This window comes from Amycolatopsis tucumanensis (assembly GCF_021654135.1).
GTDB classification, from domain to species: Bacteria; Actinomycetota; Actinomycetes; order Mycobacteriales; family Pseudonocardiaceae; genus Amycolatopsis_E; species Amycolatopsis_E tucumanensis.
On record NZ_JAKGSD010000017.1, the window covers coordinates 139,024 to 153,593 of the forward strand.

Consider the following 14,570-nt stretch of genomic DNA (forward strand, 5'->3'; position numbering starts at 1 on the left):
GTGCCAGCAGGTCTTCGGACTCGGGGTCGTCCGGGCGGAACGCCTTCCCGGACCGCGTGGTCCAGTGGCCGTTGTCCCGCCCGTCGCCGCTCACCGCTGCGCGTCAGTTCCGGATTCGCACCGGATTCCCTGGCCCCTCGCGGGGCACGACTGGCGGGCTCACGCTACCACGACGACCTCGTCCCCGACCCCGACCGTGCCGGGTTCCACAGTGGACCCGTAGACGCCGAGGCACATGTCGTGCTCACGCGCGATGCGGCGCAGGACGCCCGGGTCCCGGCGGCCGGTGCGCGGATCGGTCCAGTCTTCCTCGGGCACGTCGGCGTCGATCCGGAGGTGGGACCGGAAGCGCAGCGGCTCGGCACCCTCGATGTGGGAGGTGATCAGGGACAACCGTGCGCTGTCGAAAGTGCCGCGATCCAGTTGACCGGGTAGCGGACGAGGTTTTAAGCGGCGAGACGGCGCCACCGCTTGAAACAGAATCTAGTTCCAGGCCTGCCAGGCCAGCGTGACGGCCAGACCCATGCCCGCCAGCGCGATCGCGACCCGGAGTGGCGCCGCGGGCAGGCGGCGGACCACCGCGGGCCCCACGAAGGATCCGGCGACCAGACCGAGGCACAGGGCCGCCGCCGCGGGCCAGAGCACCGAGCCGGTGAACGCGAACACCACGGCGGCCACCAGGTTGGCCGCACCGGTGACGATGTTCTTCGCCGCGTTCGTCCTGGCCAGCGGCTGCGCCCAGGCCGCGGACAGCAGCGCCAGCATGATCACCCCGGCCGCCGCGCCGAAGTAGCCGCCGTAGATCGCGACCAGGAACGCGCCCGTGGCGGTGCCCGCGGTCAGCCCGCCGTCACCACGGCCGGCGCGTTCGGCCAGGCGCGGGGAGAACAGCAGGAGAATCGACGCGCCGCCGATCAGGAACGGGACGATGTAGGCGAACGTGCCCTCCGGAGTGAGCAGCAGCAGCGCGCTGCCCGCCGCGCCGCCGACCGCCGTGATCGCGCACAGCCGCAGCAACCGGGCGCGCTGCCCGCGCAACTCGGGACGTGAACCGGCCGCCGAGCCGACCGTGTTGCCCATCAACGCGACGGTGTTGGTCACGTTCGCGGTGACCGGCGGCACACCGATCGCCAGCAGCGCCGGGTAGGACACCAGCGACGCGAGCCCCGCGATCGAACCGGTCAGGCCCGCCCCGACCCCGGCCACCACGAGGAACAGCAGTTGCCACGGGCCGAGGGTGAGCAGCGGTTCAGCGGGCACGTTGCCCCAATTTACCGCAGGAGCAATCGTTTTCCGGCCGCGCGAGACGAACCCCACTCCTCCACTGTGGAATCAGAGTGCGCTGTCCAGAAGGGACTGCGTCACGGCCTGCGCGCGGTGACGAGCCAGGCAGCCGCGCCCAGCAGCACGCCGTCGGGCGTCTCGTGCGGGACGAGGGCCTCGGTCAGCGCGGCGACCGCCCGCTCGACCGTTTCCGCCGGGTACCGCTCGAAGATCGTCCGCAGCATCGCGCCGCGGCGCAGGAAATCGGCCGCCGACGTGGCGTCGGCGCCGAGCCGGACCGGCGCCCGCACGTCGTCCACGGCGATCCCGGTCAGCCCCGCGCCGGTCAGCAGCTCGCGCAGGTAGCCCGGCTGGGCGAACGAGAACGGGCCGGGGCCGGGCGGGACGGCGTCGGCGGTGTCGACGTGCGGGGCGACCGCGTCCAGCGCCAGCACCCGGTGCTCGTTCTCGCGCACGTCCTGCCAGCACAGGAACGCCAGCCGCCCGCCGGGCCGCAGCGCCCGCGCGACGTTGGTGAAGGCGGCGAGCGGGTCGTCGAAGAACATCACGCCGAACCGGCTGAGCGCGATGTCGAACGAGCCCGCACCGAAGTCGTGGACCTGCACGTCGGTCTGCTCGAACCGCACCCCGTCGAGCCCGGCGGCACGCTCCCGCGCCACGGCGAGCATCGGACCGGACAGGTCCGCGCCGAGGACGGTCGCGCCCCGCCCGGCCGCGAGCAGCGTGGTGGTGCCGCAGCCGCAGCCGATGTCGAGGACCCGCTCGCCCGGCTCGATTCGGGCGGCGTCGAGGAGGTGCGGGGTCAGGTGCGCGAGCATCGCGTCGTAGTGCTCGGCGTGGTCGGCCCAGTAGCGGCCGGTGTCGCCGTTCCAGTCGCGTGCCTCGTCCTCGTTGGCCATGCGGTCACGTTAGCCCGCGCCGCCTCGTCCGGTGGGTGAGACGGAAGGAGGCGTGTCAGGTGAACGTCGTGTTGTGGATCTCTGCCAGGGGCTGCTCGCGGCGCTGTTCCTGGTGTCCGGACTGCTCAAGTCCACCCAGTCGAAGCAGCGGATGCTCGACACCGGCCAGACCGGGGTGGTGTTCTTCCCGCTGCCCGTCATCCGGGTGGTCGCCGCCGCGGAGCTGGCCGCGGTGCTCGGGCTGATCCTGCCCGGTGCGACCGGGATCGCGCCCGTGCTCACGCCCGCCGCCGCGATCGGGCTCGCCGTCGTGATGACCGGGGCGGCGATCAGCCACGCGAAGCTGCGCGAGTACCGCACGAGCGCGGTCAACCTGCTGGTGCTGGCGGTCTGCGTGTTCGTGGCGGTGGGGCGGCTGGCGGGGTAGGTAACCTGCCGGTATGGCCTACTCGCGCCCCGCCGCGCCGGACGATCTGCGTCCGCTCGAGGTGTTCGGCAACTCGGCGCGCTTCCTCTACGGCGAGGACCACTTCGGCACGCCCGGCTCGGCCCGCGACTGGCTGGCCGAGCACCGACTGGGCGAGTTGCCCCTGGACGAGCGGGATCTGGCGCGCCTGGTCCGGTTCCGCGAGACGCTGCGCGACCACCTCGACGGCGTGGACGTGGCCGCCGAGCTGAACGCCTTCGCGGCCGCGACCGTCGCCGGGCCGCGCTGGCCCGGGCCCGCGCTGGCCCCGGCGGGCGAGGGCGTCGACGGGCTCATCGCGCGGCTGCTCGACGTGCTGTTCCGCGCCGAGGTGACAGGCCGGGCTCGGCGGCTGAAGCCGTGCCGAGCGCCGGAGTGCCGGTGGCTGTTCTACGACCGCTCCCCGGCCGGCAACAGCGTCTGGTGCAGCATGGACATCTGCGGGGCGCGGCACAAGATGCGGGCCTACCGGTCCCGCGCCTGATCAGCCCAGCCGCAGCCGCTCCCCCAGCTTCGCGATGTAGGCCGCCACCTGGCCGGCGTCCCGGTCCGGCAGCCCGAACAGCACCTCGGTCACCCCGAGCGACCGCCAGTGCGCGAGCACCTCCTCGTCCGGCCGCCCGGCGAGCGCGACCACCCGCGGCTCGCCCGCCCGGCCGGCGTCCTGCCAGATCTTGCGCAGCAGCCGCACCTTGTCGTCCAGCTCGTGGTCCCGGGGCGTGGTCAGCCAGCCGTCGGCGGAGCGCGCGATCCAGGCGAACGTCCGCTCGGTGCCGCCCGCGCCGATCACCACCGGCACCTCGCCGACCGGTTTCGGCCACGCCCAGGACGGGCCGAACCGGACGTGGGCGCCCTCGTAGGCGGCCTCCTCGTCAGTCCACAGCGCCCGCATCGCCTCCAGGTACTCGCGCACCACCGTGCGCCGCTGCCCGGCCGGGACGCCGTGGTCGGTCAGCTCGTCGACGTTCCACCCGAACCCGGCGCCGAGCACGACCCGGCCGCCGGACAGGTGGTCGAGCGAGGCGATCGTCTTGGCCAGGGTGATCGGGTCGTGCTCGGCGGGCAGCGCGACCGCGGTCGACAGGGTGATCCGCGAGGTCACCGAGGCCGCGGTGGCGAGCGCGACCCACGGGTCCAGGGTGCGCAGGTACCGGTCGTCGGGCAGCTCGGCGGTGCCGGTGCCCGGGTGCGCCGCCTCCCGCCGGACCGGGATGTGCGTGTGCTCCGGCACCGCGAACGAGTCGAACCCGGCGTCCTCGGCCGCCTTCGCCGCCGCGGCCGGCGTGATCCCGCGGTCACTGGTGAACAACACGACCCCGAACCGCACAGCGGCCTCCCGTCTCCGGCGACTAGAACACGTTCTAGTAAAGCACGGCTTAGACTCGCGGGACGAGGAAGGGGAAGCAGATGGGGATTGTGACTCCCGGGTTCCAGGGCCGGGCGCGATCGGCGGACGAGAAGCTACCGCCGGGGCAGTACCTGGTGGAGGACTTCCCCGTCCTCTCCGCCGGGCCGACGCCCCGGGTGCGGCTGGAGAACTGGCGCTTCACGGTCACCACCGAGACCGGGCAGAAGCACGAGTGGACGTGGGCGGACCTCAAGGCGCTGCCGTCGGAGACGCCGACGGTGGACATCCACTGCGTGACGCGGTGGTCGAAGTTCGGCACCACCTGGCGCGGCGTCTCGCTGGACACCCTGCTGGAGGACGTGGACACGGCCGCCGACTACGTGATGGCCGAGTCGCACGGCGGGTACACGACGAACCTGCCGCTGGAGGACCTGCTCGACGGCCAGGCGTGGATCGCCTACGAGTTCGAGGGCGAGGACTTGCCGGCCGAGCACGGCGGCCCGGCCCGGCTGCTGGTGCCGCACCTGTACTTCTGGAAGTCGGCGAAGTGGGTCAAGGGCCTGCGGCTCATGCTGGACGACGACCTGGGCTTCTGGGAGGCCGCGGGCTACCACAGCTACGGCGACCCGTGGCGCGAGCAGCGCTACCAGGGGGACTGACGTGGTTCAGGGGAAGCTGGCGTGGCGGGTCGGACGGCTCGCCGAGGTGCGGGACGAGACGCCCACCGCGCGCACCCTCGTGCTGGACGTGCCCGGCTGGCCGGGGCACCTGGCCGGGCAGCACGTCGACGTCCGGCTCACCGCCGAGGACGGCTACAGCACGACGCGCACGTACTCGATCGCGGCGCCCGCCGACGGCGAGCGCGTCGAGATCACCGTGCAGCGGGTGCCCGGCGGCGAGGTGTCGCCGTTCCTGACCGAGGTGTTCGCGCCCGGCGACCCCGTCGAGCTGCGCGGCCCGGTGGGCGGGTGGTTCGTCTGGCGCCCGGCGTCAACCGACCCGGTGCTGCTGGTCGCAGGCGGCGCCGGGATCGTGCCGCTGATGGCGATGATCCGCGCCCGGCGCCAGGCAGGCAGCCGGGCGCCGTTCAAGCTGCTGTACTCGGTGCGCACCCCGGAGGACGTGTACTACGCGGGCGAGCTGCGCCGCCCGGAGGCCGGGCTGGACGTCACGTTCGTCTACACGCGCAAGGGCCCGGCGGACTGGCCGGGCGAGCCGCACCGGATCGGGGTGGCCGACGTCAACACCGCCGGCTGGCCCGCAGAGTTCGGGCCGCAGTGCTACGTGTGCGGGCCAACCGGGTTCGTCGAGGCGGTGGCGAACGTGCTCGTCGCGCTCGGCCACGATCCGCGGCGCGTCAAGACCGAACGCTTCGGGCCCAGCGGGAGCTGACATGAGCGAGCCCTTCGAAGACGGCAACGCACTGGCCGGCCCGGCCGGCGAGATCTTCGCCGTGGACATCACCGCCGCCACGACCCGCTGCGTGGCCTGCGGCCGCGTCGACGCGGTCGCGTCGCTGCGCGTCTACCGGCACGCGCCGGGCCTGGTGGCCCGCTGCGCCGGCTGCGACGCCGTGGTGCTGAAGCTGGTGCGCGGCCCGGATTCGGCGTGGCTGGACCTCACCGGGACGTCCAGCCTGCGCGTGCCGCTGCCCGGAGCCTGACGGGACCGGGAAACACCCCACCCGGACCGGCAAACACCCCACCCGGACGGGCAAACACACCGGCTGGGGCGGCGTGTTTGCCCGTGGGGGCGGCGTGTTTGCCCATCTGCCGTTGCGGTGTGGGCGCGTGTGCCGGGAGTCGCGGCCGGCTCCCGGCGCACGCTCGCGTCCGCCGTCAGGACAGCAGCGGCCTGCCCAGCGGCGGGAAGGGTTTGCGAGCCCCCATCGCGGTGAGCCCGACGTTCACGAAGGCGTAGAACCCGAGCGCGGCGAACGCCAGGACCACGTACCCGGAGAACTCGAACAGCGTCGCGTCGCCAACGTGCAGCGCCGTCGCGGCCAGCGCCAGCGCGGCCACCACGAGCCCGACGATCAGCGGGTAGACCGCCGGCAGCCGCAGGCACGGCACCAGGAGGAACACGAACAGGCACGCCCAGCAGATGAAGAACATCTCCTGCGTCTGGGCCGCCACCTCGGGCAGCAGCCCGAACCAGTTGTGCGTCAGGCCGAGCAGCAACCCGCCCAGGCTCAGCCAGAACCCGGCGAACGTGCCGGTGATGCCGGCGACCATCGTCTGCCCCAGCAGCAGCGCCCACACCGTGGAGATGACCAGGCCGACGCCGGTCGCGAACAGCACGATGGGCAGCACCGCGCCGAGCGCGGCCAGCGGGAGCATCACCCCGGTCAGCGCGATGCCCAGTGCCAGCGACCCGACCGCGAAGATCGGCAGGGCCAGGATCAGCGGATCACCGCCCGCGCCGACCACGACGCTCGCCGGGTGGCCGGGCGATTCGACGATCGCCCGCAGGTCCTGGACGTGGGGAACGGTTTCCGGATGGACGTTGGTGCTCTGCGTTGTCTCTGACATGACGTTCCACCTCACGGGCACGGGAGATCAGCCCACCGACGGGCCCATCCCGAGCGACTGCGGCGTAGAGGAATCGGGCGAGGGCTGGTGCAGCCCCTCGTCCAGCGGACCGAACTCGGTCATCAGCGCGGGGCTGCCGCCCCACGGGGTCTGCTCCTCGGCGACCAGCGAGTTGGTCGTGAGCAGCAGCCCGGCCACCGACGCGCCGTTCTGCAGCGCCGAGCGGCACACCCGCAGGGGATCGATGATCCCCATCTCGATCATGTTGCCGTAGCGGTCGAGCAGCGCGTCGAACCCCTCGTCCTCGCCGAGATCACGCGTGCGCGCCACCACCTCGTCGGCCGGGTAGCCGGCGTTGGCCGCGATCAGCCGCGCCGGTTCGGCCAGCGCCCGCCGCACGATCTCCGCCCCGGTGGCGTAGTCGCCGGCCAGGCCGGTGTCGGCCAGCACCTTCTCGGCGTGCAGCAACGCCGCCCCGCCACCGGCGACGATGCCCTCCGCCATGGCCGCCCTGGTCGCGGACAACGCGTCCTCGACCCGATGCTGCAACTCCTTCAGCTCGGCCGGGGTGGCCGCGCCGACGTGGATCATCGCGACCTTCCCGGTCAGCGCGCCGATGCGTTCGGTCAGGACGTCCTCGTCCACGCCGAACTGGGCGCGCTCCAGCTCCGCGCGCAGCTGGGTGACGCGGAACTCGACGTCGTCGGCGGATCCCGCCCCGTCGACGACGGTCGTCTTGTTCTCGGTCACCCGCACCTGCCGGGCCCGCCCGAGGTGCTCCAGCGTCATCGTCTCCAGCGTGAACCCGGAGTGCCGGGACAGCACCGCGCCCCCGACGACCGCGGCGAGGTCCTCCAGCTTGTGCAGCCGCCGGTCGCCGAAGCCGGGCGCCCGGATCGCGCACGCCTGGAACGTGCCGTTGACGTGGTTGTGCACGAGCATGCTCAGCGCGGTGCCCTCGACCGTCTCGGCGATCACCACCAGCGGCCGCGGCGCGCGCATCACCTTGTCCAGCAACGGCATCAGCTGCTGCACCTTGGTGATCTTCTCGCTGCACATCAGGATGTAGGGGTCGTCGAGCACGGCCTCCAGCCGGCCCGGGTCGGTGACCAGGTACGGCGAGAGGTAGCCGTTGTCGAACTCGAACCCCTCGACGAAGTCGACGGTCATCCCGATCCGCGGGGCCTCCTCGACGGTGACCACACCGGTGTCGCCGACGGTGTGCAGCGCCTTCGCGATGACCGCGCCGACCGCGTCGTCGTCGTTGGCCGAGATGGCGGCGACCCGGGCGTAGTCGTGCTCGGTGACGACCGGGTGCGCGACCTTCTCCAGGTGCTCGACCAGGCGACCGACGGCGTGGTCGATGCCGCGCTTGACCAGCACCGGGTTGCCGCCGCGCGCGATCGCCGCCATGCCCTCCCGCACGATGGCCTGGGCGAGCACCGTCGCCGTGGTGGTCCCGTCTCCCACCACGTCGTTGGTCTTGATCGCGGCTTCCTTGACCAGCTGCGCGCCCATGTTCTCGAACTGGTTCTTCAGGTGGATCTCCCGAGCGATCGTGACGCCGTCGTTGGTGACCACCGGCGAGCCGGTGATCTTCTCGATGATCACGTTGCGCCCCTTGGGACCCAGCGTGGACTTCACCGCCTCGGCCAGCTTGTCCACACCGGACAGCAGCAGGCCGCGGGCGTCCGCACCGAACCGCAGTTCCTTCGCCATCGTTTCGTCACTCCTCCGCTGCGAGTGGTCAGGGGGTGAGGATCGCCCGGCCCCGCACGCGGCCGCCGTCCAGATCGGCCAGCGCGTCGAGTGCCGCGTCCAGCGGGTACTTCTTCGTGTGCAGCGTGACCTTCCCGGCCTGCGCCAGCACCATCAGCTCCACCAGGTCGTTGTAGGTGCCGACCAGGTTGCCGATCACGTTGCGCTCGGTGGAGATGATGTCGATCGTCGGGATGTCGATGTTGCCGCCGTAGCCGATGACGAAGTGCGAGCCGCCCCGCCGGGTCATCGCGAAGGCGTCCTGCTGAGCGCCCTGCTCGGCGACGAAGTCGAGTACGACCTCGGCGCCGTTGCCGCCGGTCAGGTCCAGCACCGCGTCGACCTGCTTGCCGTCGGCCAGCACCGTGTGGTCCGCGCCGAGCCCGGCCGCGAGCTCGAGCGCCTCGGCGTTGCGGTCGACGACCACCACGGTGGCCGCCGTCAGCGCGCGCAGCGACTGGATGCCGATGTGCCCCAGCCCGCCGGCGCCATTCACGACGCACACCGTGCCCGGGTACAGCTGCGGCACCGCCTTGCGCACCGCGTGGTAGGCGGTGATCCCGGCGTCCGCGAGCGCCGCGACGTCCGCGGGTTGTGTGCCGGGGTCGAGCTTGATGCACGCCCGCGCGGAGGTGAGCAGGTACTCGGCCATCCCGCCGTCGGAGTCGATGCCGGGGAAGACCGAGTTCTCGCAGTGCATGTCGTTGCCGGCGCGGCAGGCGTGGCACAGCCCGCAGGTCGGCGTCGGGTGCAGGATCACCGTGTCGCCGACCGCCACGTTGGTCACGCCCGACCCGATCTCGTGCACCCAGCCCGCGTTCTCGTGCCCGATCGTGTAGGGCAGCGTGACGCCGGACTTCTCCGCCCACTGCTCCTCGATGATGTGCAGATCGGTCCGGCACACACCCGCGCCGCCGATCTTCACCACGACGTCGAAGGGTTCCTTCGCCTGCGGCTCCGGAACGTCCTCGATCACCGGCTGCTGGTGGTAGGCGTGCAGCCGCACCGCTTTCATCGTGCGCCCTCCTGTTCTCCGATGTGCGGGTACCGCACGCGCAGCATGCCCCGGCAGACCCCGGAGTTGGCCTCCTGGCCTGCCCGCGTCAGCCGCGCGAATCCGAGGTGCCGCGCCGCGTCCGACGGCGGCACCGCCTCGCCGGTCTCCGGGTCGACCAGCAGCGGATCGCCGTCCCCGCACGGCAGCCCGAGTTCCCGGCGCCTGGCCCGGAGCCGTTCCCGGTCCGGGCTCGCGGGCACCTCGCCGAGTGTCATCCGCGCCAGCCGGTCACCGTCCACACCGGACCTGCGCAGCGCGCGGCAGACCCGGTCGGTGCCGGCGAGCACCGCCTTGCGGACGAAGGTGGCCCGCAGCTCGTCCAGCTCGTTCACCGCCTCCCCCGCGAACGAGGCCACGAACCCCGCCCGCGCCGCGACACCCCTGTTGATCGCCTCGGCCGCGAAGTGGTCGACCAGCCGGACCTCGACGCTCGTGACGCCGGGCACCGCGGAGACGGCGTCGTAGGCGTCGGCGACCATGAGGAACGCGAAGTTCGGCGCGCAGAAGTAGGTCGGCAACCGCAGTTCGACGGCCGCCCGTCCGCCGTCCACCGCGCACCGCGCGACGAACCCGAGGTCGGTGAGCGGCTCGTCCAGCTCGGGGTCGCGGACGGTGCCCAGCGCCTGCCACACCGCGGCGTGGCAGGCGCGGACCTCCTCCAGCGCGGTCACGGGTTCGGCACGCCGACGGGCTCGACCACCTTCGGCGCCTCGAGCCGCAGCTCCTCGGGCACGTCGATGTCGTAGAGCCGGGCGGCGTTCAGCCCGAGGATCTTCTTCTTCTGTTCCACCGTCAGCGGCGCGAAGTCGGACAGCTCCTCGTCGGCCGGCATCTGCCAGTCGACGAACCCTTCGACCTGCCACTTCGGCTCCCAGATCGCGTAGTCCGCGCCGAAGATCAGCTTGTCCTCGCCGAGCCAGAACATCAGCTCGCCCATCACCTTCGCGAAGAACTTCGGCCGGGCGTGCATGAGCCCGCCGACGACGACCGCGAGGCCGGCGTAGACGTTGCGCTCCTGCGTGGCCATGAAGCAGAAGTCCTCGATGCGCGGCAGTCCGACGTGCTCGACGATGAAGTTGAGCCCCTGGAAGCTGGTCGCGGCGCGGTCCACATCGGACATGTCGAACGCGTCCTTATCCAGCGGCCAGATCGTCGGGCCCTTGTGCACGTGGACGTTCCTGACGCCCAGCTCCTCGCACTTCTCCAGGTAGCGGAACGCCTCCGGGTCCTTCAGGCTCCAGCCGCGGGAGTCGCCCAGCCACTCGGCGGTGTAGAGCTTGACGCCCTTGCAGCCGTAGCGCTTGACCCGCTCCTCGAACGCCTTCATGCCCGCGTCGCCCTCACGCGGGTCGAAGTAGGTGTTGACGAGGAACTTGCCCGGGTGCTTCTCGGCCAGCGCCCCGTCGGCTTCGGTCGTGTTGAACCCGTTGCGGTACCACTGCCGCAGGTTCGTCGGCTGGAAGATCGCGACGTCGACGTGCCCGGCCTCGAACAGGTCGTGCATCATCAGTTCCTCGGAGTACTTCTGGAACCGGTCGATCGGCCAGTGGGTGTCGGCCGGGCCGAGGCCCTGGTAGGCGTGGAAGCACTCGATCCAGCCCTTGGCGTACTCCTCCTGCCCCTCGACCCAGTTCTCCGGGCTGGCGTCCCAGAAGTGGGTGTGCCCGTCGACCACGAAGTACTTCTCGCCGTCCTTTTCGTACATTCTCCTGCCCTCACTCCGTTGTGGTGGTCGGCGTCAGCGGATCGGTTTGAGGTCGAAGTCGAGGTACTCGGCCGCGTCCTCGGGGTTGGCGAACATGATCGTGCGATCGTCCAGGTGCACCATCCGGCCATAGTGGGTGGACATGCTCTCCTCGAACTCGGCGGAGTTGAACCAGCCCTCCTCCTCGCCGGCGGCCTCGTCGATCTCGCTGTAGACCACGTCCATCCGGTTCTTCGCGTCCACGCGGATCATCGACGGCAAGTGGGTGATCCGCACGTTGTCCTTGGTCCCCATCACCTCGGCCACGATCACGCCGACCTGGTTGTTCATCAAGGTGAAGCCGCACATGTTGGACGCGGTGTTGTCGGACTTGAACGGGCTCTCGGCGCGCACTTGGGTAGTCACTGGGCCAGCTCCTTCGGTGCTTGCAGACGCAGGTCGGACAGGATGCCGCCGAAGCGGCTCTTCACGCGGTCGAGTCCGTCCTCGAAGCGGGACGGTTTGGCGTCGGGCTGCGACCACAGCGGCTGCAGCGTCCTGGCCGCGGTGACGCAGCGCGGCACCCAGGTGCTCAGCCAGTCCTGCATGATCTTCGTGTTGTGCTCGGCGAACTCGCGGTCGCCGACCAGCAGCTCGAACATGGCGCGCGTGTAGCGCAGGTCGCGTTCGGCGTAGTCGTACTCCTCGGCCCCGATCAGGGTCGGGGTCACGAAGTCGCCGTTGGCCGGCGCCGCCTGCTGCACCAGGTTGCTGCGGAACAGCTCCCCCACCAGCGGTTCGAACACGATGTTGGCGGCGAAGACGGCCTCGCACCAGTCGTCGATCGCGGTCAGCTGCTCGGCGACCTCCCGCACGCCCTGCCAGGCCGGGTCGTCGTTCCACGTCGCCAGGTGCGCGGCGCCGTCGAAGCCCTCGATCTCCTCGGTGAGGGTGAGGTTGTACAGCGCCAGGTCCTGCGCGGCCCGGATCTTGTGCATGCTGTTGACCGAGATCGCGTTGTTGTGCATGTTCGTCGGGGCGCGCCGGTTGGCGTTGGCGAACAGGTACAGGCCCAGCCCGTGGTCGACGTGCATCCACGCCCCGACGTGCTGCGCCACGAACTGGGTCCAGTTGCGGTTCCACTGGTCGAAGGCGTTCGACTGGCGGGCGGCCTCGATGTTCTGGTTGAGCTGGCGCACCACGTTGGCGTTGTAGCGGTAGAGCGTGAGCTCCCACTCCTCGTTCGGGTCGCGGAACTCGTGCCAGCCCAGCGCGGGCCAGTCGTAGCCCTTGCCGCCCGAGCCCGGCCCGCGTTCCGGCACCGGCCGGTCCGAGCCCCACGCCTTGAGCACGGTCCATTCGAGCGGGTAGCCGCCACGCCCGTCGGCGAACGCGTACAGCCAGCCCTGCGCCAGGTAGTGCCGCGGGTCGGGCTGCACCTCGACGGTGACGTCCTCGTAGTGGCTCTGCTTCCGCTTCGCCGGGTTGAAGTAGTTGAACCGGCGCGCCCCGGAGTCCGGGAAGACCTTGGCGCCCGCTTCGGCGTCGGTGAAGACGGGCTTGGGCACGCTGCGTTCCTGCGTCGCTGTCATCGGCTTGTTCCTTCACTCGTCGCCGGTGGTGGTGAACTTGTCGTAGAAGATCCGCTTGTCCGCGACCCCGAGCGCGGGCAGCAGTTCCAGTGCCGCCTCGACCATCGGCGGCGGACCGCACACGTAGGCGTCGGCGCCGGCGAGATCCGTCTCCCGGCGGCGCACGACGTCGGTGATCAGCCCGGTCTCGCCGTCCCAGTCGTCGTCGCCGGGCTCGGACAGCGCGGGCACGTAGGTGAACGCGGGCAGGTTCTGCTCCAGCTCGTGGAGCTCCGCCTCGAAGCAGAGGTCCTGCTTGCGGCGGGCGCCGTAGTAGAACGTGGTCCGGCGCGCCGCCACCTCGCCGCCGCGGGCGGCCATCGACCGCAGCAGCGACAGGATGGGCGCCATGCCGGCCCCGCCGCCGACGAACACCAGTGGCGCGCCGGGCGCGTCCCGCAGGGTGAACACCCCGAACGGCCCGGTCACCTCGAGCCGGTCACCGACCGCGACACCGGTGTCCAGGAACTGGGAGAACAGCCCGCCGGGGTAGATCTTGACCACGAACTCCAGGTGCCCGTCGGCAGGCAGGCCGGCCATGGAGAACGAGCGCGTCTGGTCCGTGCCGGGCACCGCGAAGTCCAGGTACTGGCCGGGGAAGTACTTGAGCGTGGCCGGTTCGACCAGCTTCAGCACGAGGTGACGCATGTCGTGCGTGACCGGCTCGTTGGCCACGACCTCGGCCACCGCGGTCCGGATCGGCAGTCCGGAGTGGATCATCTCCTCGTCGTAGTTGAGCAGTTCGATGGTCAGGTCCTCGTACGCGTGCGCCCGGCACAGCAGCGTGAACCCTTCCTCCTTCTCGAAGTCCGGCAGCGCGAACGTGGAGTACCTTTCGTGCTCCACGTCGTCGCCGTCGAGGATGAACGACTTGCACGAGGCGCACTGCCCCTCCTTGCAGCCGTGCATGAGCATCACGCCCTGTTCGGCGGCGGCGCGGAGGATCGTCTGGTCCTCGTCGACCTCGATCTCGATCCCCACCGGCTCGAAGCGCACCACGTGCTTGTCGCCCATCGACACCCCTTCGTGTCCCGGCGCGCGGGCCCCGGTGCGCCCGGGGCCCGCAGCGGGCGTCAGTTCGCCGGCGCCGGCCGCCCGGCCGGTCCCTGGCGGTTGTAGTCGGCGATGAAGGCCGACCGCTCGTCGTCGGTCATCTGGTTGAGCAGCACGTTGGGGCTCTGCACCTCGGGCATGCGCCGCAGGTGGTCCAGCGTCCACATCTTCTTCGGGTCGAGGTCGAGGTGCGGCTGCGCGACCATCGTCTTGCCGTCGTCGCGCACGAAGCCCATGTCGGAGACGACGTCGGCCCAGTTCCAGCCGTGGTAGAGGGTCTCCCACTCGCGGGCGCCGACCAGCTGGCCCATGTTCGGCGTCTGCCTGCCCTGGTAGACCGGGCGGAACGCCTCGGCGTCGGTCCACCGGCACGGCTCGGAGCAGTAGGTGCGCCACTGCCCGTCCACCTTGTCGATCACGGTGTCCTCGCGGATGAGGCACGGCACCATGCACGTCCAGCACCGGTGCGGGTACACGTAGTCGACGTCCTCGGCGACGATCGGGTGGTGCCCGTTCGGCACGGACAGCCGGTTGTAGTTCTCCCACCACTTCCCGTACTTGTCGTACCAGCCGGGGTACTTGTGCTCGAACCACTCGAAGTCCTCGTCGGTCATCGGGTCGATGCGCCAGTAGTTGGCGAGCCACCCGGTGGCGAAGAACTGCGCGACCTCGTGCACGTAACCCTTGTTCCAGATGCGGTTCCAGGCCTCCTCGATCAGGTCGTGCGGGATGACCAGGCCGTACTTCTCCAGCGGCACGAGGTAGCTGCGGTAGTAGTCGTCGTAGATCCAGCGGCGCCACATCTCGGCGTAGGACTCGCGGTCCTTGCGGCGGTCCTTGGTGCCGTACTCGATGAACG

General features: G+C 71.0%; 18 protein-coding genes and 1 riboswitch. Of the genes, 5 read left to right on the forward strand and 13 right to left on the reverse strand.

Features of this window, described 5'->3' with window-relative positions:
* Positions 1–8: 8 nt before the first annotated feature.
* A riboswitch (cobalamin riboswitch) is annotated at positions 9–131 on the reverse strand.
* A 28-nt stretch (positions 132–159) separates the two neighbouring features.
* The 3 genes from L2C96_RS18935 to L2C96_RS18945 all read right to left on the reverse strand — a co-directional run bounded on the left by L2C96_RS18935 (position 160) and on the right by L2C96_RS18945 (position 2,183).
* On the reverse strand, positions 160–393 hold the full coding sequence (locus L2C96_RS18935) for a hypothetical protein (protein WP_237337189.1): 234 nt from the start codon (positions 391–393) through the stop codon (positions 160–162).
* Positions 394–483: 90 nt separating this feature from the next.
* Entirely contained in the window at positions 484–1,260 is a 777-nt protein-coding gene (locus L2C96_RS18940; protein ID WP_020422694.1) for a sulfite exporter TauE/SafE family protein, read from the reverse strand.
* Positions 1,261–1,361: 101 nt separating this feature from the next.
* The gene (locus tag L2C96_RS18945) at positions 1,362–2,183 is read right to left on the reverse strand and encodes a class I SAM-dependent methyltransferase (RefSeq protein WP_237337190.1); all 822 of its coding nucleotides are present in this window, start codon (positions 2,181–2,183) and stop codon (positions 1,362–1,364) included.
* Positions 2,184–2,256: 73 nt separating this feature from the next.
* On the opposite strand from L2C96_RS18945, the gene L2C96_RS18950 reads away from it, so the two are divergent.
* A complete protein-coding gene (locus L2C96_RS18950) occupies positions 2,257–2,610 on the forward strand; it encodes a DoxX family protein (RefSeq protein WP_237337191.1) in 354 nt (117 codons plus the stop codon).
* Positions 2,611–2,623: 13 nt separating this feature from the next.
* On the forward strand, positions 2,624–3,133 hold the full coding sequence (locus tag L2C96_RS18955; protein ID WP_237337192.1) for a CGNR zinc finger domain-containing protein: 510 nt from the start codon (positions 2,624–2,626) through the stop codon (positions 3,131–3,133).
* Here the strand turns inward: L2C96_RS18955 and L2C96_RS18960 are convergent, their stop codons facing one another.
* The gene (locus tag L2C96_RS18960; RefSeq protein WP_237337193.1) at positions 3,134–3,976 is read right to left on the reverse strand and encodes an LLM class F420-dependent oxidoreductase; all 843 of its coding nucleotides are present in this window, start codon (positions 3,974–3,976) and stop codon (positions 3,134–3,136) included.
* Between the two features lie 80 nt (positions 3,977–4,056).
* Between L2C96_RS18960 and L2C96_RS18965 the strand changes: the two genes are divergently transcribed.
* The 3 genes from L2C96_RS18965 to L2C96_RS18975 are packed head-to-tail and all read left to right on the forward strand — an operon-like array spanning position 4,057 to position 5,660.
* Positions 4,057–4,656 (forward strand): sulfite oxidase-like oxidoreductase, encoded by a 600-nt coding sequence (locus L2C96_RS18965; RefSeq protein WP_237337194.1) that lies wholly within the window; start codon positions 4,057–4,059, stop codon positions 4,654–4,656.
* Between the two features lies 1 nt (position 4,657).
* On the forward strand, positions 4,658–5,389 hold the full coding sequence (locus L2C96_RS18970; protein WP_237337195.1) for a ferredoxin reductase: 732 nt from the start codon (positions 4,658–4,660) through the stop codon (positions 5,387–5,389).
* Position 5,390: 1 nt separating this feature from the next.
* Complete coding sequence (locus tag L2C96_RS18975; protein ID WP_237337196.1) at positions 5,391–5,660, forward strand: DUF6510 family protein; 270 nt, start codon at positions 5,391–5,393, stop codon at positions 5,658–5,660.
* Positions 5,661–5,835: 175 nt separating this feature from the next.
* On the opposite strand, the gene L2C96_RS18980 is transcribed toward L2C96_RS18975, so the two are convergent.
* From L2C96_RS18980 to L2C96_RS19020, 9 genes are all read right to left on the reverse strand, one after another.
* The gene (locus L2C96_RS18980) at positions 5,836–6,528 is read right to left on the reverse strand and encodes a GPR1/FUN34/YaaH family transporter (RefSeq protein WP_237337197.1); all 693 of its coding nucleotides are present in this window, start codon (positions 6,526–6,528) and stop codon (positions 5,836–5,838) included.
* Positions 6,529–6,555: 27 nt separating this feature from the next.
* The gene (gene groL / locus L2C96_RS18985; protein WP_020422703.1) at positions 6,556–8,247 is read right to left on the reverse strand and encodes a chaperonin GroEL; all 1,692 of its coding nucleotides are present in this window, start codon (positions 8,245–8,247) and stop codon (positions 6,556–6,558) included.
* A gap of 28 nt (positions 8,248–8,275) precedes the next feature.
* The gene (locus tag L2C96_RS18990; RefSeq protein WP_237337198.1) at positions 8,276–9,301 is read right to left on the reverse strand and encodes an NAD(P)-dependent alcohol dehydrogenase; all 1,026 of its coding nucleotides are present in this window, start codon (positions 9,299–9,301) and stop codon (positions 8,276–8,278) included.
* Positions 9,298–10,014, reverse strand: coding sequence for an iron-sulfur cluster assembly protein (locus L2C96_RS18995; protein ID WP_237337199.1), 717 nt, complete (start codon positions 10,012–10,014; stop codon positions 9,298–9,300). Before L2C96_RS18995 ends, L2C96_RS18990 begins: the two co-directional genes overlap by 4 nt.
* Positions 10,011–11,048: an amidohydrolase family protein gene (locus tag L2C96_RS19000; protein ID WP_237337200.1), complete on the reverse strand. Its 1,038-nt coding sequence runs from the start codon at positions 11,046–11,048 to the stop codon at positions 10,011–10,013. Before L2C96_RS19000 ends, L2C96_RS18995 begins: the two co-directional genes overlap by 4 nt.
* Positions 11,049–11,081: 33 nt before the next feature.
* A complete protein-coding gene (gene mimD / locus L2C96_RS19005) occupies positions 11,082–11,441 on the reverse strand; it encodes a propane 2-monooxygenase effector subunit MimD (RefSeq protein WP_020422707.1) in 360 nt (119 codons plus the stop codon).
* Between the two features lie 8 nt (positions 11,442–11,449).
* Positions 11,450–12,619, reverse strand: a complete 1,170-nt coding sequence (locus L2C96_RS19010) for a ferritin family protein (RefSeq protein WP_237337201.1) — start codon at positions 12,617–12,619, stop codon at positions 11,450–11,452.
* A gap of 12 nt (positions 12,620–12,631) precedes the next feature.
* On the reverse strand, positions 12,632–13,672 hold the full coding sequence (locus tag L2C96_RS19015) for an NADH:ubiquinone reductase (Na(+)-transporting) subunit F (RefSeq protein WP_237337202.1): 1,041 nt from the start codon (positions 13,670–13,672) through the stop codon (positions 12,632–12,634).
* Between the two features lie 59 nt (positions 13,673–13,731).
* Positions 13,732–14,570 (reverse strand): ferritin family protein (locus tag L2C96_RS19020; RefSeq protein ID WP_504903703.1); only part of this gene is annotated, 839 nt, incomplete at its 5' end.

What these genes read in the sequence shown, in the direction of transcription:
- L2C96_RS18975 (WP_237337196.1), top strand. Translation starts at nt 5,391, where the DNA reads ATGAGCGAGCCCTTCGAAGACGGCAACGCACTGGCCGGCCCGGCCGGC.
- L2C96_RS18955 (WP_237337192.1), top strand. Translation starts at nt 2,624, where the DNA reads ATGGCCTACTCGCGCCCCGCCGCGCCGGACGATCTGCGTCCGCTCGAG.
- L2C96_RS18980 (WP_237337197.1), bottom strand. Translation starts at nt 6,528, where the DNA reads ATGTCAGAGACAACGCAGAGCACCAACGTCCATCCGGAAACCGTTCCC.
- L2C96_RS18965 (WP_237337194.1), top strand. Translation starts at nt 4,057, where the DNA reads ATGGGGATTGTGACTCCCGGGTTCCAGGGCCGGGCGCGATCGGCGGAC.
- L2C96_RS18990 (WP_237337198.1), bottom strand. Translation starts at nt 9,301, where the DNA reads ATGAAAGCGGTGCGGCTGCACGCCTACCACCAGCAGCCGGTGATCGAG.
- L2C96_RS18945 (WP_237337190.1), bottom strand. Translation starts at nt 2,183, where the DNA reads ATGGCCAACGAGGACGAGGCACGCGACTGGAACGGCGACACCGGCCGC.
- groL (WP_020422703.1), bottom strand. Translation starts at nt 8,247, where the DNA reads ATGGCGAAGGAACTGCGGTTCGGTGCGGACGCCCGCGGCCTGCTGCTG.
- L2C96_RS19015 (WP_237337202.1), bottom strand. Translation starts at nt 13,672, where the DNA reads ATGGGCGACAAGCACGTGGTGCGCTTCGAGCCGGTGGGGATCGAGATC.
- L2C96_RS19000 (WP_237337200.1), bottom strand. Translation starts at nt 11,048, where the DNA reads ATGTACGAAAAGGACGGCGAGAAGTACTTCGTGGTCGACGGGCACACC.
- L2C96_RS19010 (WP_237337201.1), bottom strand. Translation starts at nt 12,619, where the DNA reads ATGACAGCGACGCAGGAACGCAGCGTGCCCAAGCCCGTCTTCACCGAC.